The following is a 19251-nucleotide window of genomic DNA, read 5'->3' as shown; positions in this document are numbered from 1 at the left end:
GAGCAACCAGTTTCAGTGTCGCCAAGCACTCGCCAAGCTGTCAACTGGGGGCCTACCCGGCAGTAGGCCTCATGGAAATCATGGATTGCCGCATCAATCTGATTGCGATTGTTGCGTTCAAATCACTCCGAGGCGACGTCGGACGGATGCTTCCAGGCGTCCCGGACCTGGTTCGACGGCAGCAGCGCGAGATTGATCTTGCGGCTGCCAATAGGCTGCTGGAACCAGTGCTTCTGCAGGGTCGTGATGCCCGTGCCCGCAAATGTGCCGGCCAGTGTCTGGTCGACGAACCGTTTCCACTCCGGGTCCGCCTTCGACATCATCAGCGCGTTTTGTTCCGTCGAAAGTGGAGGGCCGACGATCACGAACTGCGACGGATCCTTGGCGCGGGCGCGCAGGCCGGCGAGCAGCACGTCGTCCATGACGAAGGCCTGTGCGCGGCCCGATTCGAGCAGCAGGAACGATTCGCCGTGGTCCTTGGCGTAGACGTCCCGATAGCCGTATTGCTGCTTCAAGCGGCGCACATGGCGGTCGCCTGTTGAGCCGGCGCTGGTGACGACGGTCTTGCCGCGCAGGTCTTCGAACGACTGGATGCCGGAATCTGCGCGCACCAGCATGCGTACGGTGGAAACATAGTGCGACACGCTGAACGCCACCTGCTTTTGCCGTTCCAGCGAGTTCGTGTTCGGCGCGCAGTCGAGGTCGACCAGGCCGTTGACCACGGCCGGGAAGCGGTTCTGCGGCGTGAGCGGCAGCCAGCGAACCTTGATGTCCTTCAGGCCAAGCTTCTGGCGGGCGGCCTCGGCCACGCGCAGGCACAGGTCGACGGCATAGCCGGCCGGCTGGCCCTTGTCATCGGCAAACGAGAACGGCAGCGCGGATTCACGATAACCGAGCACGATGGTGCCGCTGTCGCGGATCTTGTCCAGCACCGGGCTTTGCGCGCGGGCGCCAAGCGGAGACAGCGTGGCCACGGCTAGCAGTAGCGCGGTCAACGGGCGGAACAGGTTGGAGGCGGTAAGGCGGAAGGACGGCATAGGAAACGGGCGAGGCGTCATGACGCCGGTTGCAGCAAAGTCGCAAGGGTATACCCGCACGCCTGAATGCGGAACGACAACTTTTTCATAAGCAAATGCTTCGTCGAGAAGACATGAGCAAGTGATGCGCGCTTGGGGGGCATCCTCACGCAAGCCGCACATCCTGCTGATTTGTGTAACCATTACTCATTTTGTGACAAATAAGCCGCATATTGTGTCGGCGAAGGCGGTAAAATCCGGCCCGTCCCGCTTATTTGCAACGTTCTTATAACAATGAGCCCCCGTCCTTCGCGCCTAGCGTGCATTGACGCCCTGAAAGCCGTCAGTTCACAGCTGATCGTGCTTCATCACCTTGCGTTCTACGGCCCGATGTCCGACGCCGCCTATTCGCTGGCGCCCGACATGCTGGACTGGCTGTCGCAATACGCCCGCATCGCGGTGCAGGTGTTCCTGGTCGTCAGCGGCTTTCTGGCAGCGCGCAGCCTCGCGCCCCAAGGGCGCCTGACGATTCGCCAGCATCCATTGGTCGCTGTCTGGCGCCGCTATCAGAAGCTGGTTACACCCTATGCCGCGGCGATTCTCATCAGCATCGCCGGGGCTGCCATCGCGCGTACGTGGATGGTCCACGAGTCGATTCCGGCGCCACCGCACCTGATGCAGTTCCTTGCCCATGTGCTGCTGCTGCATAACGTGCTCGACGTCGATGCGTTGTCGGCGGGCGTCTGGTACGTCGCGATCGACTTGCAGCTGTTCGCACTGTTGGTGACGGCACTGTGGCTCGCGCGCAGCGTGTCGGGGCAGGGTGCGCGCGCGGGTATCGTGCTGGTGTCCGCGCTGGCGATCGCCTCGCTGTTCTGGTTCAACCGCGATGCGTCGTGGGACATCTGGGCGGTGTACTTCTTCGGCGCCTATGGCATGGGCACGCTTGCGTACTGGGCATCCAATCCGGAGCGCTCGGCGATTCCGCTGCTGCTGCTTGGCGCGATGGGGCTGGCTGCGCTGATCATCGATTTCCGCCTGCGCATCGCCGTGGCGCTGGCGACTGCCGTGCTGCTCGCTGTGGCGAGGCGCGAAGGGTGGCTAGAGGGCTGGCCGCGTGCGGCGGTCGTGGGGTTCTTTGGCCGCATCTCGTATTCCGTGTTCCTGGTTCACTTCCCGATCTGCCTGGTGGTGAACGCAGTGGTTTCGCACCTCGCCCCGGGGCGTCCGGTGATCAACGCGCTCGGTATGTTGCTGGCCTGGGTGGCGAGCAATGTTGCCGGATCCTTGTTCCACCGTTACGTAGAAAGCACCAGCCCGTTCGCGGCGCTGCGCGGGATGCTGGCGGGCGGCCGTCGCAGGACGGCCGGAGAATCGACGACGTAACAGCCCGATGTCTCGTCCGTGTCGCATGGCGCGGATGGTCAGTGCAGCAAAAGCGGCACGTGCGGACTACGGCGCGTGCCGCTTTTTCGTGGTGCGCGAGCACCATGAGTGTCGGCGCCATCCGCACACCACCTGTGCACAAGCCCGGCGTTGCCAGCGTGCGACGACCCACGGACGGGTTGAAACGGCCTTTGGGTGATGGCACGGAGATTGCCTAGTATGGAATCGTAAACCTGACCATTTGGTCAGGATTCCATCAAGGAATCGAGAGGTGTCATGTCCGATCATATCGTCCTGACCTCGCACGCACGCCGCGACAAGCCGGCCGAGCCTATCAATTGGGGGGCGCCGACTGCGGCGGAGCGCGGACCGGTGATCGCGAGCCTGACCGACCCGGCGCGACGCAATGTGATCGGCACGCATTCCGGTGCATACGCTATCTACCGGGCACTGGCCGTGGCGTCGGGCCGCCTCCAGCGCGACCATCGCCCCGACCTCACCGATACCGCGCCCGCCGAAGCAATCGGCCCGCACGCGCAATGGGGCGACCCGAACAAGATCGTCTCGCTCGATCCGTGGGGCCACCTGGTGTCGAGCGCCTTTGCCGATCGCATCGCGGCAGGCGTGGACATCCGTCCGACCATCGCGGTGACGCGCGCGCACATCAACATGCCGGAACTGGCGTCGGCGATTGCGGCAGGACGGCTCAAGCCCGACGGCGATATCCTCCATGCCAACGGCGACGTGCGGGTGACCAAGGCCGCCGTGGACCCGGTCTGGTACCTGCCGGGGCTGGCGCGCCGTTTCGAGATCAAGGAAACGGTGCTGCGCCGCAGCTTGTTCGAGCAGACCAGCGGCATGTTCCCGGAACTGGTGACCCGTCCGGACCTCAAGGTTTTCCTTCCGCCGATCGGCGGCATGACGCTGTACTTCTTCGGCGATATCGCCAAGCTCGGCAAGCCCGAGACCCACGTGGCATGCCGCGTGCATGACGAATGCAACGGTTCGGACGTGTTCGGCTCGGATATCTGCACCTGCCGGCCCTACCTTGCACACGGCATTGAGGTGTGCATCGAGATGGCCCAGCAAGGCGGCGTAGGCCTGGTGGTCTATAACCGGAAGGAAGGGCGCGCGCTCGGTGAAGTGACGAAGTTTCTGGTCTATAACGCCCGCAAGCGCCAGGTCGGCGGGGACCGCGCCGAAACCTACTTCGCTCGTACCGAATGCGTCGCCGGCGTGCAGGACATGCGCTTCCAGGAGTTGATGCCGGATGTCTTCCACTGGCTGGGCATCCGCCGCATCGACCGCTGGGCGTCGATGAGCAATATGAAACACGGTGCGCTGGTGGCACAGGGCATCGAGGTCGTCGAGCAGGTTGCCATACCGGAAGAATTGATCCCGGCGGATGCACGCGTGGAAATCGACGCCAAGGTGGCGGCCGGTTATTTCACGCACTACACGCCGCCTGACGCCAACGAACTCGCCCTGGCAAAGGGCAGGGGGTTGAACGAATGAACACGTATCCCGAAGCGGACCGGCCCGAAGGGCCGGCCGACGGTCTCGGCAGTGGCTGGTACAGTCCGGTACCGGCGGGGCATCCGGCTGCGGCGCTGCTGTGCGCCGAAGCGGTACGCACGCACTGTGCTGCGGTCACGGAGCACGTGGCCGCCGGCCAGTCCGAACTGTTCACCTGGCATCCCGATCGCGTGCATGCGATTGCCGACTACGTGGCCAGCACCATTCGGCAGCGTTATCCGGACCTGCGGGTGCCATACCACAGCCGCTGGCGCCATTTTGAAAGCGGTGGCTCCGGCGAGCGGCTGGATCGCTGGCACATCCTGTGCGAGCGCGCGGCGCTGAGCGGTCCCGAGCATCGCGAGGACCGCGCACGGATCGGCATCGACCTGGTCATCCCCAGCGTGCTGCTCGACGCGGGGGCTGGTCCTGACTGGCGCTACCGCGATCCGGCCAGTGACCTGATCCTGACGCGTTCGGAAGGGCTGGGCGTGGCGAGCTTCGATCTGTTCGCGCGCGGCGGCTTCTCCGCCGAGCCCGGCGATCCGCTGCGTGCCGATGCCGAACGGCTGATGCGCATCGATGCGTCCAGCATCGCCACTGCGTTCCAGGTCGCGCAGCACAATCCGCTGGTAGGCCTGGAAGGGCGCGCGGGGTTGCTGCGCCGCCTCGGTGAAGTCATGCAGGCCACGCCGGCAGTGTTTGGCACGCCGGCGCGGCTTGGCAACCTGTTCGATTACCTGAAGGCGAACGCAGTCAACGAGCGCATCGAAGCGAGCTTCATCCTGAAGACGCTGCTGGTGGCGCTCGGGCCGGTGTGGCCGGGACGGATCGTGCTCGACGGCGTGTCGCTCGGCGATACCTGGCGCCACGCTGCCGCGCCGGGCGGTCTGGTGCCGTTCCACAAGCTGACCCAGTGGCTGACCTATTCGCTGCTGGAGCCGCTCGAAGACGCCGGACTTGTGGTCACCGGCCTGGAGGCGTTGACGGGGCTGCCCGAATATCGCAACGGCGGCCTGCTGTTCGACTTCGAGTTGATGGTGCCGCGCGACCCGGCATTCGCCGAGGTCGCGCACGAGGTGCAGGAGCCCGTCATTGTCGAATGGCGTGCCTTGACCGTGACTGGCCTGGATCTCGTGGCGGACGGCGTGCGCCAGGCGCTTGGCCTGTCGGAAGCGGACTTCCCGCTGGCGCGTGTGCTGGAAGGCGGCACCTGGGCGGCGGGGCGGCGTATTGCCGCCAAGCGCAGGCCCGGCGGCCCGCCACCGTTCGCGATCAACAGCGACGGCACGGTGTTCTGAGCGCCACAGCCGCGCAGCAACGCTTGCCCGCCGGATCCATCCGGCGGTGCAATCCCTGATTCCCTCGCCAGTCCGATTGCATAGGAGCGTCACCATGAACGACATGTCTGCCGTCCCCGTGGCTCCGGCCGAAGCCGCCAACGCACCGGCCGCCTCCGTGCTGGTGGTCGATCACCCGCTGGTCCAGCACAAGGTCACGCTGGCGCGCAGCGAAGAGACCACGACCGACAATTTTCGCCGGCTCGTGCGCGAGATCAGCCAACTGCTGACTTACGAAGCGACGCGCGATTTGCCGATGGAAACCATTGCCATCAAGACGCCGATCGCGCCGACGCAATCGCCGGTGCTGGCGGGCAAGAAGCTCTGCCTGGTGTCGATCCTGCGGGCGGGCAACGGCTTCCTCGACGGGATGCTGGAGCTTTTGCCGGCCGCGCGCGTGGGCCATATCGGCCTGTACCGGGATCCGGAAACGCTGGAACCGGTCGAGTACTACTTCAAGATGCCCGAGGACATCCAGGAACGGATCGTGATCGTGGTGGACCCCATGCTGGCCACCGGCAACTCCGCCATTGCCGCGCTCAACCGCCTCAAGGAAAGCGGTGTGAGCATGCTGAAATACGTCTGCCTGATTGCGTCGCGCCCGGGCCTGAAGGCGCTGCAGGCCGCGCATCCGGACGTTGCGATCGTCACGGCGGCCATCGACGAGGAGCTGAACGAGCACGGCTACATCGTGCCCGGGCTCGGCGATGCCGGGGACCGCCTCTACGGCACACGGTGATGGACGGCCCCGCGGTTGCCGCGGCGCGCCGCCTGCCGCTGGCGCGCGACGCCAGCGTCGGGCGCATCCGGCAGGAGAACGAGGCCATGATCCTGCGCGCGGCCGAGCACGTCTTTGCACGCGCCGGCTTCGCAGGCGCCACCATGGCCGAGATCGCGGTGCGCGCCGGGGTGCCCAAATCCAACCTCCACTACTACTTCAGAACGAAGCAGGCGCTGTACCGTGCGGTGCTCGCGCATACGCTGCAGCTCTGGCTGTCAGAGACCGAGGCAATCCGCGCCGAGCTGCCTCCGGAGGTCGCGCTCGAACAGTACATCCGGGCCAAGATGCGCCTGTCGGCGAGCCATCCTGATGCCTCGCGCGTATTCGCCAACGAACTCCTGCACGGCGCACCGGAGATCGGCGAAGTCCTGCGCCATGCGCTGCGCGAACTGGTCGAGCACAAGTCGGATGTGATCCGCCACTGGATCGCCACGGGCCAGATGGCGAGCGTGGATCCGCAACACCTGTTCTTCACGATCTGGGCGGCGACCCAGACCTACGCCGATTTCGAATCGCAGATCTGCGCCGTGCTCGGTGTGAGCCGACTGGGCCGGCGCGATTTCGAGCTGGCCACCGAACACCTGGTGGCGCTGCTGCTGCGAGGCTGCGGACTGCTGCCCGTGAGCGCACAGTTGGCGCAGGACATAACAACACCGTAGTACTCATCACAGTAGTACTCAAACCAGGGAGGGAGAACTATGAATGCTGGACGCAATCGCAGGACCTGGCTGAAGCTGGCCGCCGCAGGCGCCGCCGTGGCCGCCATCGGCGCGATGCCGATGGCCCACGCGCAGGCGAAGCTGAAGGTGGCAGCGGTCTACACCGTGCCGGTCGAGCAGCAGTGGGTGTCGCGCATCCACAAGGCGCTCAACGAGGCCAAGGGCCGCGGCGAAGTGGATTATGTGTTCTCCGAAAGCGTCTCCAATGCCGACTATGAACGTGTGCTGCGCCAGTATGCGGAGCAGGGCGCGGCGCTGATCGTCGGCGAATCGTTCGCGGTGGAATCGGCCGCGCGCAAGGTGGCCAAGGACTATCCGAAGACGGCGTTCCTGATGGGGTCTTCGGGCAAGCCGCAGGCACCCAACTTTTCGGTGTTCGACAACTACATCCAGGAGCCGTCATACCTGACCGGCATGATCGCCGGCGGCATGACCAAGACCAACCATATCGGCATGGTGGGCGGCTACGCGATTCCGGAAGTCAACCGACTGATGCATGCGTTTATGGAAGGCGCCCGCTCGGTCAACCCGAAGGTGAAGTTCACGGTCAGCTTCATCGGCTCCTGGTTCGATCCGCCCAAGGCGAAGGAAGCGGCGTTCGCGATGATCGACAAGGGCGCCGACGTACTGTACGCGGAGCGCTTCGGCGTGTCCGATGCCGCGAAGGAGCGCGGGAAGCTCGCGATCGGCAATGTCATCAACACGCAGCCGCAGTATCCGGCCACGGTGGTGGCGTCGGCGCTGTGGAACATGGAGCCCACCATCGGCGCGGCGCTGTCCAAGGTCAAGGCGGGGCAGTTCAAGAACGAGGACTACGGCCAGTATTCGCTGATGAAGTACAAGGGCGCCGAACTCGCGCCGCTCGGGACGTTTGAGGGCAAGGTGCCTGCCGACCTGATGGTCAAGGTGCGCGCGAAGGAAAAGGCCATCCTCGATGGCAAGGACACCGTGAAAGTGGTCGAGACGGAGCCGAAGTCCACACCGTAAGCGTGCTGCGGCGATTCCATGCGGATCGCCTTCTTCCTTTCCTTTCCATGTCCCTGCCCACATCGCCGCCGGTGCTCCGCATGGCCGGCATCCGCAAGCGCTTTGGCGCCTTGCTTGCCAACGACGACATCACGCTCGAACTTGCGCGCGGCGAGGTGCTCGCGCTGCTCGGCGAGAACGGCGCCGGCAAGAGCACGCTGGTGAATATCCTGTTCGGCCACTATGTGGCCGATGCGGGCAGTGTCGAGATCGACGGCGTGGCCTTGCCGCCGGGCAATCCGCGCGCCGCGCTTGCGGCCGGCATCGGCATGGTGCACCAGCACTTCACGCTCGCCGACAACCTGTCGGTGCTCGACAATATCCTGATCGGCACGGAGCCGCTGTGGCGCTGGCGGCAAGGCCGGCGCGCCGCGCGTGCGCGAGTGGAGGAACTGTCGCGCCGTTTCGGGCTTGCCGTACAGCCAAATGCGCGCGTGGGCGCGCTGTCGGTGGGCGAGCGCCAGCGCGTGGAAATCATCAAGGCGCTCTATCGCGGCGCGCGTGTGCTGATTCTCGATGAGCCGACCGCCGTGCTGACGCCGCAGGAGGCTGACAGCCTGTTTGCCACGCTGGCCCAGCTGATTGCGGACGGCATGTCGGTCATCTTCATCAGCCATAAGCTCGACGAGGTGCTGCGCGTCTCGCACCGCGTGGCTGTGCTGCGCGGCGGACGGCTCGTGGCGACGCGGAATGCAAGTGCCACATCGCGCGCCGAACTGGCCGAGCTGATGGTCGGCCGCGCCGTGCAGATGCCTGCCCGTACACGGTCCGATGCGCGCGATGCGGCGGAGTTGCTTGCCGAACTGGTACAAGTCAGCGTGCCGGCTTTGGCGGGGCACGTCGCGCTGCATGACGTATCGTTGACGCTGCGCAGCGGTGAAATCGTCGGTATCGCCGGGGTGGCGGGCAACGGTCAGGTTACGCTGGCAGAGGTGATGAGCGGCATGCTTGCGCCGGCGTCGGGCACGGTGACAATCGCAGGCCACGCCATGCCCGCCGATCCGCAGCGCTGGATTGCGGCCGGCGTGGCACGCGTTCCCGAAGATCGCCACGCACAGGGCGCGGTTGGCGAACTCGCAGTGTGGGAGAACGCCATCGCGGAACAACTGGGGCAGCCCGGCTTCACGCGCGCTGGTGTGATTCGCCGCGGCGCTTCGCGGCGATTCGCACGCGAACTGGTGTCGCGCTTCGACGTGCGTGGTGGCGGCATCGACGCACCGACACGCACGCTGTCCGGGGGCAATATGCAGAAGCTGATCCTCGGGCGGGCGCTGTCGGTGGCTGGCGATGGCCGCGTGCCGCGCGTCGTCGTGGCGAGCCAGCCGACGTGGGGACTCGATATCGGCGCGGTCGCCTATGTCCACCGGCAGTTGCTGGACGCTGCAGAGGCTGGCGCCGCGGTGCTGTTGATCTCTGAAGACCTGGACGAGCTGATGGCGCTTGCCGATCGCATCGCGGTGATGCATCGCGGGCGCCTGACCGAGGCGCGTCCCGCCCAGGCATGGACGCTGGCGACACTTGGTCTTGCGATGGCAGGGTCGGATGCGGCGACAGCGGGCGCAGCCGCACCTGGCGGCACGGAGGTGTGCGATGCGGCTTGAGGCCCGGCCAACGGTTTCGCGCGTGGCGCTGGTGGCCGCACCGGTAGGCGCCGTGGCAGCCACCTTGCTGATCTGCGCGCTGCTGGTCACGTGGGCCGGTGCGCCGGTCGGGCGGGCTTACCTGTCTCTGCTCCAGGGCGGTTTCGGCTCGCGCTTTGCGTGGTCGGAAACGCTGACGCGCGCCACGCCGCTGATGCTGACCGGACTGGCGGTGGCGGTGGCGTTCCGCGCGCGGCTGTTCAATATCGGTGCCGAGGGGCAGCTCTATCTCGGTGCGCTTGCCGCTGTTGCCGTGGGTGGCCAAGTCGACGGCGGCGCCGCGCCATGGGCCGCGCAGTTGCCGGCCGGCTTGCTATTCGTGCTGATGGTGGCGGCCGGCATGCTCGCGGGGGCGCTGCTGCTGCTGGGGCCTGCATGGCTCAAGTTGCGGCTTGGTGTCGATGAGGTCGTGACCACGCTGCTGCTGAATTTCATCGTGCTGCTGCTGGTGTCGTGGATGCTCGACGGACCGATGAAGGACCCATTGGCGATGGGATGGCCGCAGTCCGTGGCCTTGCTGCCTGAAATGGAGCTGTCCCGGCTCATGGAGCGTTCGCGCGTGCACAGCGGCCTGCTGGCAGCGTGTGCGCTGGCGGTGGCCGTATGGGCGATGAACCGCTACACCGTGTTCGGCCTGCAGATGCGCGCAGTCGGTGCCAATGCGCGCGCCGCTGCGTTTGCTGGCATGCCAGTGGGCCGCGTGACGCTGTTGGCCGCGTTGCTGTCAGGTGCGCTCGCGGGGCTTGCCGGCGTGGTGGAAGTGGCGGGGCGGACGAGCTACCTCACGCTCGACATGTCGCCGGGCTACGGCTATGCGGGCGTCGTCATCGCCATGCTGGCCGGGTTGAATCCGCTTGGCGTCGTAGCGGCATCGGTCTTCGTAGCCGGTGTGCTGGTCGGTGCCGATGGCATGAGCCGCGCGGTCGGCGTGCCCAACGCCATTGCGGACGTGATCGTCGCGGTGGCGCTGCTGACCATGCTGGTCGCCACCATGCTGACGCGCTACCGTATCCGGCTGGACCGGGTGCGCGGGGTAGCCTGATGGAACTGCTCGATATCATCGCCGCCGCGCCGTTCTGGGTCGCCGTGCTGCGCGTAGCCACGCCGCTGATCTTCGGGACGCTTGGCGTGCTGCTGTGCGAACGGGCTGGCGTGCTGAACCTTGGCATCGAAGGCATCATGGTGGCGGGTGCGTTCTCCGGCTGGCTGGCCGTCTACCATGGCGCACCGCTGTGGGGCGGCGTTGCCGTGGCCGCGGGCGTTGGACTGGTGTTCGGACTGCTGCACGGCTGGCTGACCGTAACGCTCGCGTTGTCGCAACACGTGGCAGGGCTGGGCGTCACGATGCTGGCGACGAGCTTGTCGTACTATGCCTACCGGATCGGCTTTGCCTCCGTGTCGTCGCCGCCTACCATCACGCCGTTCGCGCCGATGCGCTGGCTGGATGGTGTGCCGGTCCTGGGGCCGATACTCGGGCCGGTGCTCGGCGCGCAGACATCGCTGACGCTGCTGGCCTTGCTGCTGGCGCCGGTGATTGCGTGGCTGCTGTACCGCACGCCGCTGGGGCTCGCGGTGCGCATGGTGGGCGAGAACCCGGCGGCGGCAGAGGGCCAGGGCATTCGCGTTGGCGCGGTGCGCATCGGTGCGGTCATGGTCGGTTCGGCGTTGATGGCGGTGGGCGGTGCGTTCCTGACGCTGTCGGCGTTCAATGCGTTCTTCTTTAACATGATCAACGGGCGCGGCTGGATCTGCGTGGCGCTGGTGGTGTTTGCATCGTGGCGGCCGGGGCGGGCACTGCTGGGCGCGGTGCTGTTTGCGGCATTCGACGCGCTGCAGCTGCGCCTGCAGCAGGGCGGTGCCAGCCTGCCCGGGTTGCCGCCGCTGCCTTACCAGCTTTACCTGATGCTGCCGTACGTGCTATCGATCCTTGCGCTGATTCTGGTGGCGCGCCGGGCCACGTACCCGCAGGCGCTGATGAAACCGTACCGCCGGGGCGAGCGCTGACCTGAATGATCTGATTGTGGAGCGACCATGCTGGAACTGATTTTGCGCCACTGTACGCTGCCGGACGGCCGCACTGGCATAGATATCGGCATTGACAACGGCCGCATCGTCGCCGTGGAGCCCGCGCTTGCCGCGCAGGCTGCGAACGAGATCGATGCCGCCGGGCAACTCGTGACGCCGCCATTCGTCGACGCGCACTTCCATATGGATTCGACGCTGTCATACGGGCTGCCCCGCGTAAACCAGTCGGGCACGCTGCTCGAAGGCATCGCGCTGTGGGGCGAACTGAAGCCGCTGCTGACGCAGGAGGCGCTGGTCGAACGCGCGCTGGCCTACTGCGACTGGGCCGTGGCCAGAGGATTGCTGGCGATCCGTTCCCATGTCGATGTCTGCGATCCCCGCTTGCTTGCTGTGGAAGCACTGCTGCACGTGCGCGAGCGCGTGCGTCCCTACCTCGACCTGCAACTCGTGGCGTTTCCGCAGGACGGCGTGCTGCGCGCGCCGGGCGCGCTGGAGAACCTTCGCCGCGCGCTCGACATGGGCGTGGAGGTGGTTGGCGGCATCCCTCATTTCGAACGGACTATGGCGGATGGCGCGGCGTCGGTGCGCCTGCTCTGCGAACTGGCTGCGGAACGCGGATTGCGCGTCGACATGCATTGCGACGAGAGCGACGACCCGATGTCGCGCCATATCGAAACGCTCGCCAGCGAAACGGTACGGCTGGGCCTGTACGGACGTGTCGCTGGCTCGCATCTGACGTCGATGCATTCGATGGATAACTACTACGTGTCCAAGCTGCTGCCGCTGATGCGCGAAGCCCGCGTGGCCGCGATCGCCAACCCGCTGATCAACATCACCTTGCAGGGCCGCCATGACACCTACCCGAAGCGGCGCGGCATGACACGTGTCCCCGAGTTGCTGGCGGCCGGCGTGCCAGTGGCATTCGGGCATGACTGCGTGATGGACCCGTGGTACAGCTTGGGCAGCGGCGACATGCTGGAAGTGGCGCACATGGGCCTGCACGTCGGGCAGATGACGGGGCAGGATGCGATGCGCAACTGCTTCGCCGCCGTGACCACCACGCCTGCGCAGATCCTCGGGCTCGAAGGCTATGGCATCTCGCCGGGCTGCCGGGCGGACCTGATCCTGCTGCAGGCCCGCGATCCGGTCGAGGCGATCCGCTTGCGCGCCACGCGCCTGAAGGTATTGCGTGCTGGCAAAACCATCGCCAGCACGCCGGCCGCTACGGCAACGCTGCAATTGCCGGGCCGTCCGACGCAGGTGGATTTCATGGTTTTGCGAGACGGTACGCAGCGCGGCGACTGAACCGTGCAATTTTTCGTTGAAAGGGTGTTGACAATACATTGGTCGCCCAGCATAATCTTGTTCTTCGCATCGCAGCAGAAATGCAGCGAAACGAAGCCCAGATGGCGGAATTGGTAGACGCACTAGGTTCAGGTCCTAGCGGTGGCAACACTGTGGAGGTTCGAGTCCTCTTCTGGGCACCAAATTCAGAAAAGGCCCGCAGCAATGCGGGCCTTTTTCCGTTTGTGCGTCCGGTTTGTGCGTCCGGTTTGTGAGTCCGTCAGCGGTGCCGTCCGCCCCGGACGGCATGCCGGCTCAGTGGTCCACGGCTTCGGCGGGTGCGTCCGCGCGGCGTACGCAGTTGCGGCCCTCGGCCTTGGCGCGATACATCGCCGCATCGGCCGCAGCGAACAGGCGAGGCCAGTGCGGGGCGCCGCTGAGTCCGGTGGCCACGCCGAAACTGGCGGTCACGGGCAGCCGGGTGCCATCGGCCAGGCGGATCGGCTCGGCACAGATCGCCGCGCACAATGCCTGCGCAAGGGACGCGGCTTCGTCAGCGCTTGCGCCTGGTACCAGTACGGCAAACTCCTCGCCGCCGAAGCGGGCCAGCGCATGGTCCGGGTCCACCATATCGCGCATCAGATCAGCCACTGCGCGCAGTACCTGATCGCCGGCGGGGTGCCCGTGCCGGTCGTTGATCTGCTTGAATCGATCCACATCCATGAGGATCAGGCTCGTCGTCGACGGTCCGGCGGGATCGGCAGGCTGCGCGGCAATGCGTTCCAGTGCGCGTCGGTTGAGCAGCCCGGTCAGGCTGTCGGTGCGGGCCTGGTGTTCCAGCTGCTCGGTGAGCGATGCACGCTCGCGGAGCTTGCGGCGCAGGATATCCAGCGCATCGAACAGGCGCCGCATCTCGCGACCGGAGGCCGGGAGGGTGAAGCTAGGGCGGCTGCGGCCCTCGGCCAGCGCGATGACCGCATCGCGCGCATCCAGCAACGGCAGGAACACGGAACGCTGCGCAAACACCAGCACGTAGCCAAGCACCAGCAGGATCAGCGCCGTCGCGCTGCCAGCCGTCACCAGCACGCGCAGCGCATGCTGGCGGTCCGCCTCGAAATGCGCGATCACCTCGTTGAGGAACTCGCTGCGCAGGCGTTCCAGCGGCTCCAGCGTTGGCACATAGCGATTAGTGAATTCTGTCGGACTCATCGAGTAATGCCCGGACAGGCGGCCTTGCGCCACCATGCTGTCGACCATCGACAGGCCGTGGCCGAAGAACTGATGGCTGGCATCGGCATAGGCATGTTCGAGCCGCGGCGCGTCGCCATACATGTTGTAGGCCGGCCCCGCGAGCGCCCATAGTTCCAGCAGCCGCCCGCGCGAGCGCGACGCATCGGCCAGGCTGCGTATCGGGATCGGCTGATGCGCGGCAATGGGTGCCATGATCTGCGAGGCCACGCGGCCGCCGTATTCACGCAGGTCGCCCAGCATCTTGCCGGTGAGCGCGGGGGCTGCCAGGCCCGGATCGCAAGCGGACAGCTGCCTGACCTGCCAGCCGATCAGCGGTTGCAGCGCGTCGACTGCTTCGAACATGCCTTCGATCGCGTGCTGGAGTTCATCCATCTGCCTGTCTTCGCGCGGCCGCGTGGCCAGCGCATCGACTTCCGTGCGCGCGCGGCGCAGCCGCTCGCGCACGCGCTCCACCATCAGCGGTGGCAGATGGTGATGGTGCAGACCTGTCGGGGTGGGCGGCGGCACCAGTAGACGCGCGAGCGCGGCATCGCTGCGCGCGCGAAACTGGTGCAGCTTGTCGCGTGCAGCACTGTTTTCCGCGGGTGGCTCTCCGAGCACGCTATTGGCGGGGCCGCGTTCTGCGGACAGCACATTGGCTGCGTCGAGCAGGACGCGGTATTCCGAGATGTCATACAGGTTCTGCCGCGCGGCGTCGAAATCGCCATACGCACGTGCCATCAGCATGGACGCCAGGCCGACCGTGCACGCACCAACCACCGTCGTGGCTGCCGCCAGCTTGCGCTTCAGGCTCTGGCTGCGGCCCGTCGCCAGCGGATTGCCGGCTTGGCAAGATCTTCGCCAGAATGCCATGGGGTCTCCTCCCGCGCCGCTTTGGCCGGAAAGAGGCCAGGAAAGGCATAGGAAATCGTTGAAGTTCGACATTATTGACGAAAAGCGCTAGTGCTCCGCGCAAAGCCGACAGCAGCGGTCCACTAAGCGGGCTGGGTACGGACTGTCCGAAACGCTGCGCAAGTGGCCGCGTGGCAGCGAACAATCCCGACTTACCGCAGCCGGGCATTTGACCTATGCTCTAGCTAATCGGGCAAGCTTGGATAACGTCCGAAGGTGGTTGCCATGACTGAGGTCTTGTCATCATCATCGAGAGAGAGGGAGGCCGGGGCGTACCCCGTCTGGCACGGCTGTGCCGTGACACCGCATGGGGCACGTCACCACCATCTTCAATACTGCTGCGTGCTGGCCATGCTGATGTGTGCCGTGGCCAGAGCCGACGACAGCGCTCCCGGTACGAACGCCATCCTGGGGTGGCAGCAAGTTCACGCCAGCGACCTCGCCGGAGTGGACTCGCAGGTCCTGGCCAGAGGCACTGCTTTGTCTCCCGTCGAACACAACGCGCCGCCACCCGGCTATTTCGTGCGCGGCGCTGCGACAGCAGGGCCGGGCCCTGACGACGATGCCCCCGGCCTGGCCGACGTCGACCGCGAGACTGAGCGCATGCGTTATGGCCCGCGCCGCTTCCTGGTTCACGTCGACGATGCCACCACCGCGAACGGATTCGTGGACAGTCGCGTGCGTACCATGGCTGTGGCGCTCGATGCCGTCGTGCCGCGCGCCGGTGGCCTGACCATCCAGCCTCGCGTGCAAATCGCTTACCAGCCGGGCAATGCGCCCACCGGGTCGCCGACGCAGACACAGACGCCGGACATGCTAGGCGACTCCAGTGCCACCGGCTTTGGCGTGCGCCTGTACGGCGCTCAGCCGACGCGGCTCGCGGGCGTCTACCCGTTCGTCGAGGCGGACTGGTGGCAGGACAGCCGCAAGCAGACCATCAACATCAACGGCACCAAGATCGATACGGACCTGTTGCGCGGCTTGTTTTCGTTCAACATCGGCGCGCACGGCAATACCGCATCGGGCGTGAAGTTGTGGTTCAAGGTCAAGGCGGGACGCAATGCAGGCGGTACCGTGGGTGCGCGTTATCGCTGGTAGCTGTCGCGGTTTCACCGGCCCCACAGGTGCTAGCTGAAGTTTTTTTGAGAGGGGCTTGCACAAAAGCGAAAGTACGTTATAATTTCTGTCTCGCGTGCGGCTGTAGCTCAGTTGGATAGAGTACTTGGCTACGAACCAAGGGGTCGTGGGTTCGAATCCTGCCAGCCGCGCCACCTATGCAGAAGAAAAGGGCTTCCGGAAACGGAAGCCCTTTTATTTCCGGCGTCTGCATGCAACTCCAGCCCGCAACCATGGCTTGCGCGCTTCTGCACTGCGGGTCATTTGGCACTACAGTGAATGAGCCTCGGCGTTTCAGCCGGGTTTTCGGTTCACCCAGTGACGCAGCCATTGCTCCGATGACCGCACCCAAGCCCCCGTCGTTTTCGCCCGCCCGCCTGACGCTGCGGGATGGCCGCCGTATCCTGTTGCGCGAGATCTGCGAGCAGGACCGCGCGGGATTGCTCGCTGCCTTTGCCCGCTTGTCGCCGGACGCGCGCTACACACGCTTCATGGCGCCATTGCGAGAGTTGCCGGAGTCCATGGTCGAGCAGGCCACCCACCCGGAACCTGGGCACGAATGCGCGCTGGTTGCCGTCAGCGAGGCAGATGGCCAGGACGGCAGCGGCAGGCTGGTGGGCGGCGCGCGTTTCGTGGCGCCGCCGGATAGCGATGTCTGCGAGTTCGCCATCACGCTCGATGACGACTGGCATGGCGTTGGCCTGGCGCGCATCCTGATGACGGCGCTGATCGAACTGGCCGGTGCACGCGGCTACCAGCGCATGGAAGGATTCGTCCTGGCCATGAACACGCCCATGCGCCGCCTTGCGCGCCGGCTCGGCTTTACTGACGTGGCGTGCCCCGATGATGCGACCGTACGCATCGTCACGCTGCCGCTTGGCACCCAGGGCACCCCGGAAAACGCAGGCGCCGCCGGTTGAAACGTGGGGAAGACGAAGCCATGGCGAACGACGGGAGGTCACCATGTCTGTACTGTTGCTCGGCAATATCGAGCCCGGCACGACCGATGACGAGATTCGCGCATTCCTGGTGAAGTACGGGCTGCCGGAATTCGACGCTGCGGAGCATGTGCCCGGCGATGGCAGCAACCCCGCGGTCATGCTGACGTTCCGCGCGCTGGACCCGGCTACACTGCGCAAGCTGATCACGCGCATCAACGGCATGTTCTGGAAACGGCGCCGCCTGAGCGCGCAGGTCATGGCGGAGCGCTACATCTGAGCGATGCGCGGCGCGGGCCACGCATCGCCGTCATCTCCGCATCGTCACAGTTGTCCGGCGTGATGCCGGATATGGTCCGCGATGAAGGTGCTGATGAAGAAGTAGCCGTGGTCGTAGCCCGTATGACGGCGCAGCGTCAGCGGTTGTCCGACCGCCGCGCACGCGGCCTCCAACGCTTCGGGGTGGAGCTGGTTTTGCAGGAACTGGTCAGACAGGCCCTGATCCACGAGGATGCCGGCCGGGAAGGGCGCGACCTTCTGGGCAGCCATCAATGCACTGGCATCATATTCGTCCCAGCGGCTGCGGTCGGTGCCGAGGTAGCCCGTGAACGCCTTCTGCCCCCACGGGCATCGCGTCGGCGCTGCAATCGGCGCGAACGCCGACACCGAGCGGAAGCGCTGCGGATGCCGCTGCGCCAGCACCAGCGCCCCGTGTCCGCCCATCGAATGCCCGAAGATACCGACACGGTCCGGATCGACCGGCAGCTCGCGGCTCACGAGGTCAAACAGCTCCTGCGTGACGTAGCTTTCCATGCCCCAGTGCTGGCGCCACGGCGCTTCAGTCGCGTCGACGTAGAAACCCGCACCAACGCCGAAGTCCCAGGCATCGGCTTCGCCCGGCACGCCCAGCGCCGCGCGGACTGGTGTCGGGCGCCACCAGGACCAGCCCGTGCTCGGCGGCAAAGCGCTGCGCACCGGCCTTGATCATGAAGGTTTCCTCGGTGCAGGTCAGCCCCGCCAAATAGAACAGGGCCGGCAGCTTGCCGCCACCGGCCAGCGCCTGTGGCGGCAGGTACACCGAGAATCGCATTGGCAGCCCGATGGTGGCCGATGCGTGCCGGTAGAAGCGCTGCACGCCGCCATGGCAGCCGTGTTCGGACAGCAGTTCGAGGGTCACGGCGCGCTCCTCAGTACAGCACCACGGAGCGGATCGACTCGCCGCGCTTCATCAGCTCGAAGCCTTCGTTGATGCGGTCCAGCGGCAGCGTGTGCGTGATCAGGTCGTCGATGTTGAGCTTGCCGTCCATGTACCAGTCCACGATCTTAGGCACGTCAGCGCGTCCGCGCGCGCCGCCGAAAGCCGAGCCCTTCCATTCGCGACCCGTGACGAGCTGGAACGGACGCGTGGAGATCTCCGCGCCGGCCTCCGCCACGCCGATGATGATCGACTTGCCCCAGCCCTTGTGGCAGCACTCGAGCGCCTGGCGCATGACCTGCGTATTGCCGATGCATTCGAACGAGTAGTCCGCGCCGCCGTCGGTGAGCTGGATGATGTGGTCGACGACGTTGCCCACGTCCTTCGGGTTGATGAAATGCGTCATGCCGAACTTGCGCGCCATCGCTTCGCGCTCGGGGTTCAGGTCCACGCCGATGATCTTGTCCGCGCCGACCATCTTCGCGCCCTGGATCACGTTCAGGCCGATGCCGCCGAGGCCGAACACCACCACGTTGGCGCCGGCTTCCACCTTCGCGGTGAAGATGACGGCGCCCACGCCGGTGGTCACGCCGCAGCCGATGTAGCAGACCTTGTCGAACGGCGCGTCGGGGCGAATCTTCGCGAGCGCGATTTCCGGGACCACGATGTGGTTGGCGAACGTCGACGTGCCCATGTAGTGGAAGATCGGCTTGCCATCGATCGAAAAGCGCGAGGTGCCGTCCGGCATCAGGCCCTTGCCCTGCGTGGCGCGGATGGCCTGGCACAGGTTGGTCTTGCGCGACAGGCAGAACTTGCATTGGCGGCATTCCGGCGTGTAGAGCGGAATCACGTGGTCGCCGGGCTTCAGCGAGGTCACGCCGGCACCGACATCGGTGACGATGCCCGCGCCCTCGTGCCCGAGGATCGCCGGGAAGATGCCTTCCGGATCGGCGCCGGACAGCGTGTAGTAATCGGTATGGCAGATGCCGGTGGCCTTGATTTCTACCAGCACTTCACCGGCGCGGGGGCCTTCCAGGTCCACGTCTTCGATGGTCAGCGGGGCGCCGGCTTTCCAGGCGATGGCGGCTTTGGTTTTCATGGAATCCTCCGGGGGGTAAGGAAAGGGAT

16 protein-coding genes, 2 tRNA genes and 1 pseudogene are annotated in these 19251 nt (G+C 65.9%); 15 read left to right on the top strand and 4 right to left on the bottom strand.

The features are described 5' to 3' along the window. Positions 1 to 122: 122 nt before the first annotated feature. On the bottom strand, positions 123 to 1037 hold the full coding sequence (locus ACIGJG_RS29590) for an amino acid ABC transporter substrate-binding protein (protein ID WP_483674058.1): 915 nt from the start codon (positions 1035 to 1037) through the stop codon (positions 123 to 125). A gap of 273 nt (positions 1038 to 1310) precedes the next feature. Here ACIGJG_RS29590 and ACIGJG_RS29585 point away from each other — a divergent pair, with 273 nt between their 5' ends. From ACIGJG_RS29585 to ACIGJG_RS29535, 11 genes are all read left to right on the top strand, one after another. Next, positions 1311 to 2402, top strand: coding sequence for an acyltransferase family protein (locus ACIGJG_RS29585; protein WP_011300107.1), 1092 nt, complete (start codon positions 1311 to 1313; stop codon positions 2400 to 2402). A gap of 276 nt (positions 2403 to 2678) precedes the next feature. After that, positions 2679 to 3917, top strand: coding sequence for a GTP cyclohydrolase II (locus tag ACIGJG_RS29580; protein ID WP_483673607.1), 1239 nt, complete (start codon positions 2679 to 2681; stop codon positions 3915 to 3917). Then, on the top strand, positions 3914 to 5218 hold the full coding sequence (locus ACIGJG_RS29575; RefSeq protein ID WP_011300109.1) for a URC4/urg3 family protein: 1305 nt from the start codon (positions 3914 to 3916) through the stop codon (positions 5216 to 5218). The genes ACIGJG_RS29580 and ACIGJG_RS29575 overlap by 4 nt, the downstream gene beginning before the upstream one ends. A gap of 94 nt (positions 5219 to 5312) precedes the next feature. Continuing rightward, the gene (gene upp, locus ACIGJG_RS29570; protein WP_011300110.1) at positions 5313 to 5996 is read left to right on the top strand and encodes a uracil phosphoribosyltransferase; all 684 of its coding nucleotides are present in this window, start codon (positions 5313 to 5315) and stop codon (positions 5994 to 5996) included. Continuing rightward, complete coding sequence (locus ACIGJG_RS29565) at positions 5996 to 6697, top strand: TetR/AcrR family transcriptional regulator (RefSeq protein WP_011300111.1); 702 nt, start codon at positions 5996 to 5998, stop codon at positions 6695 to 6697. The genes upp and ACIGJG_RS29565 overlap by 1 nt, the downstream gene beginning before the upstream one ends. Positions 6698 to 6736: 39 nt before the next feature. Beyond that, entirely contained in the window at positions 6737 to 7744 is a 1008-nt protein-coding gene (locus ACIGJG_RS29560; RefSeq protein WP_011300112.1) for a BMP family protein, read from the top strand. Positions 7745 to 7791: 47 nt separating this feature from the next. Further along, the gene (locus ACIGJG_RS29555; RefSeq protein WP_483673606.1) at positions 7792 to 9384 is read left to right on the top strand and encodes an ABC transporter ATP-binding protein; all 1593 of its coding nucleotides are present in this window, start codon (positions 7792 to 7794) and stop codon (positions 9382 to 9384) included. Then, complete coding sequence (locus ACIGJG_RS29550) at positions 9374 to 10465, top strand: ABC transporter permease (RefSeq protein ID WP_011300114.1); 1092 nt, start codon at positions 9374 to 9376, stop codon at positions 10463 to 10465. Before ACIGJG_RS29555 ends, ACIGJG_RS29550 begins: the two co-directional genes overlap by 11 nt. Continuing rightward, on the top strand, positions 10462 to 11427 hold the full coding sequence (locus tag ACIGJG_RS29545) for an ABC transporter permease (RefSeq protein ID WP_041680433.1): 966 nt from the start codon (positions 10462 to 10464) through the stop codon (positions 11425 to 11427). Before ACIGJG_RS29550 ends, ACIGJG_RS29545 begins: the two co-directional genes overlap by 4 nt. Before the next feature lie 27 nt (positions 11428 to 11454). After that, on the top strand, positions 11455 to 12753 hold the full coding sequence (locus ACIGJG_RS29540; protein ID WP_483673605.1) for an amidohydrolase family protein: 1299 nt from the start codon (positions 11455 to 11457) through the stop codon (positions 12751 to 12753). Between the two features lie 95 nt (positions 12754 to 12848). Continuing rightward, a tRNA-Leu gene (locus tag ACIGJG_RS29535) sits at positions 12849 to 12935 on the top strand. Between the two features lie 112 nt (positions 12936 to 13047). Here the strand turns inward: ACIGJG_RS29535 and ACIGJG_RS29530 are convergent. Then, complete coding sequence (locus ACIGJG_RS29530) at positions 13048 to 14835, bottom strand: GGDEF domain-containing protein (RefSeq protein ID WP_140950156.1); 1788 nt, start codon at positions 14833 to 14835, stop codon at positions 13048 to 13050. A gap of 264 nt (positions 14836 to 15099) precedes the next feature. Here ACIGJG_RS29530 and ACIGJG_RS29525 point away from each other — a divergent pair, with 264 nt between their 5' ends. The 4 genes from ACIGJG_RS29525 (at position 15100) to ACIGJG_RS29510 (ending at position 17208) form a co-directional block, all read left to right on the top strand. Beyond that, positions 15100 to 15972, top strand: coding sequence for a hydrolase (locus tag ACIGJG_RS29525; RefSeq protein ID WP_483673603.1), 873 nt, complete (start codon positions 15100 to 15102; stop codon positions 15970 to 15972). A 96-nt stretch (positions 15973 to 16068) separates the two neighbouring features. Continuing rightward, positions 16069 to 16145: transfer RNA gene (locus ACIGJG_RS29520), tRNA-Arg, on the top strand. 183 nt (positions 16146 to 16328) lie between these two features. Beyond that, positions 16329 to 16910, top strand: a complete 582-nt coding sequence (locus tag ACIGJG_RS29515) for a GNAT family N-acetyltransferase (RefSeq protein ID WP_011300120.1) — start codon at positions 16329 to 16331, stop codon at positions 16908 to 16910. 43 nt (positions 16911 to 16953) lie between these two features. Next, positions 16954 to 17208: an RNA-binding protein gene (locus ACIGJG_RS29510; RefSeq protein ID WP_011300121.1), complete on the top strand. Its 255-nt coding sequence runs from the start codon at positions 16954 to 16956 to the stop codon at positions 17206 to 17208. A 44-nt stretch (positions 17209 to 17252) separates the two neighbouring features. On the opposite strand, the pseudogene fghA reads toward ACIGJG_RS29510, so the two are convergent. Together fghA and ACIGJG_RS29500 are read right to left on the bottom strand one after the other, a co-directional pair. Further along, positions 17253 to 18105 (bottom strand): annotated as a pseudogene (gene fghA / locus ACIGJG_RS29505) (S-formylglutathione hydrolase). 10 nt (positions 18106 to 18115) lie between these two features. Beyond that, on the bottom strand, positions 18116 to 19222 hold the full coding sequence (locus ACIGJG_RS29500; RefSeq protein WP_483673601.1) for an S-(hydroxymethyl)glutathione dehydrogenase/class III alcohol dehydrogenase: 1107 nt from the start codon (positions 19220 to 19222) through the stop codon (positions 18116 to 18118). Positions 19223 to 19251: the final 29 nt, after the last annotated feature.

The sequence above is a fragment of the Cupriavidus sp. C1SS-2L genome (genome assembly GCF_057073735.1).
This window is presented reverse-complemented; position numbering and strand designations above follow the sequence as displayed.

Excerpts from the sequence above, each read along its gene's own strand:
- ACIGJG_RS29590 (WP_483674058.1), bottom strand. The coding sequence starts at position 1,037 with ATGCCGTCCTTCCGCCTTACCGCCTCCAACCTGTTCCGCCCGTTGACC.
- ACIGJG_RS29585 (WP_011300107.1), top strand. The coding sequence starts at position 1,311 with ATGAGCCCCCGTCCTTCGCGCCTAGCGTGCATTGACGCCCTGAAAGCC.
- ACIGJG_RS29580 (WP_483673607.1), top strand. The coding sequence starts at position 2,679 with ATGTCCGATCATATCGTCCTGACCTCGCACGCACGCCGCGACAAGCCG.
- ACIGJG_RS29575 (WP_011300109.1), top strand. The coding sequence starts at position 3,914 with ATGAACACGTATCCCGAAGCGGACCGGCCCGAAGGGCCGGCCGACGGT.
- upp (WP_011300110.1), top strand. The coding sequence starts at position 5,313 with ATGAACGACATGTCTGCCGTCCCCGTGGCTCCGGCCGAAGCCGCCAAC.
- ACIGJG_RS29565 (WP_011300111.1), top strand. The coding sequence starts at position 5,996 with ATGGACGGCCCCGCGGTTGCCGCGGCGCGCCGCCTGCCGCTGGCGCGC.
- ACIGJG_RS29560 (WP_011300112.1), top strand. The coding sequence starts at position 6,737 with ATGAATGCTGGACGCAATCGCAGGACCTGGCTGAAGCTGGCCGCCGCA.
- ACIGJG_RS29555 (WP_483673606.1), top strand. The coding sequence starts at position 7,792 with ATGTCCCTGCCCACATCGCCGCCGGTGCTCCGCATGGCCGGCATCCGC.
- ACIGJG_RS29550 (WP_011300114.1), top strand. The coding sequence starts at position 9,374 with ATGCGGCTTGAGGCCCGGCCAACGGTTTCGCGCGTGGCGCTGGTGGCC.
- ACIGJG_RS29540 (WP_483673605.1), top strand. The coding sequence starts at position 11,455 with ATGCTGGAACTGATTTTGCGCCACTGTACGCTGCCGGACGGCCGCACT.
- ACIGJG_RS29530 (WP_140950156.1), bottom strand. The coding sequence starts at position 14,835 with ATGGCATTCTGGCGAAGATCTTGCCAAGCCGGCAATCCGCTGGCGACG.
- ACIGJG_RS29525 (WP_483673603.1), top strand. The coding sequence starts at position 15,100 with ATGACTGAGGTCTTGTCATCATCATCGAGAGAGAGGGAGGCCGGGGCG.
- ACIGJG_RS29515 (WP_011300120.1), top strand. The coding sequence starts at position 16,329 with ATGACCGCACCCAAGCCCCCGTCGTTTTCGCCCGCCCGCCTGACGCTG.
- ACIGJG_RS29510 (WP_011300121.1), top strand. The coding sequence starts at position 16,954 with ATGTCTGTACTGTTGCTCGGCAATATCGAGCCCGGCACGACCGATGAC.
- ACIGJG_RS29500 (WP_483673601.1), bottom strand. The coding sequence starts at position 19,222 with ATGAAAACCAAAGCCGCCATCGCCTGGAAAGCCGGCGCCCCGCTGACC.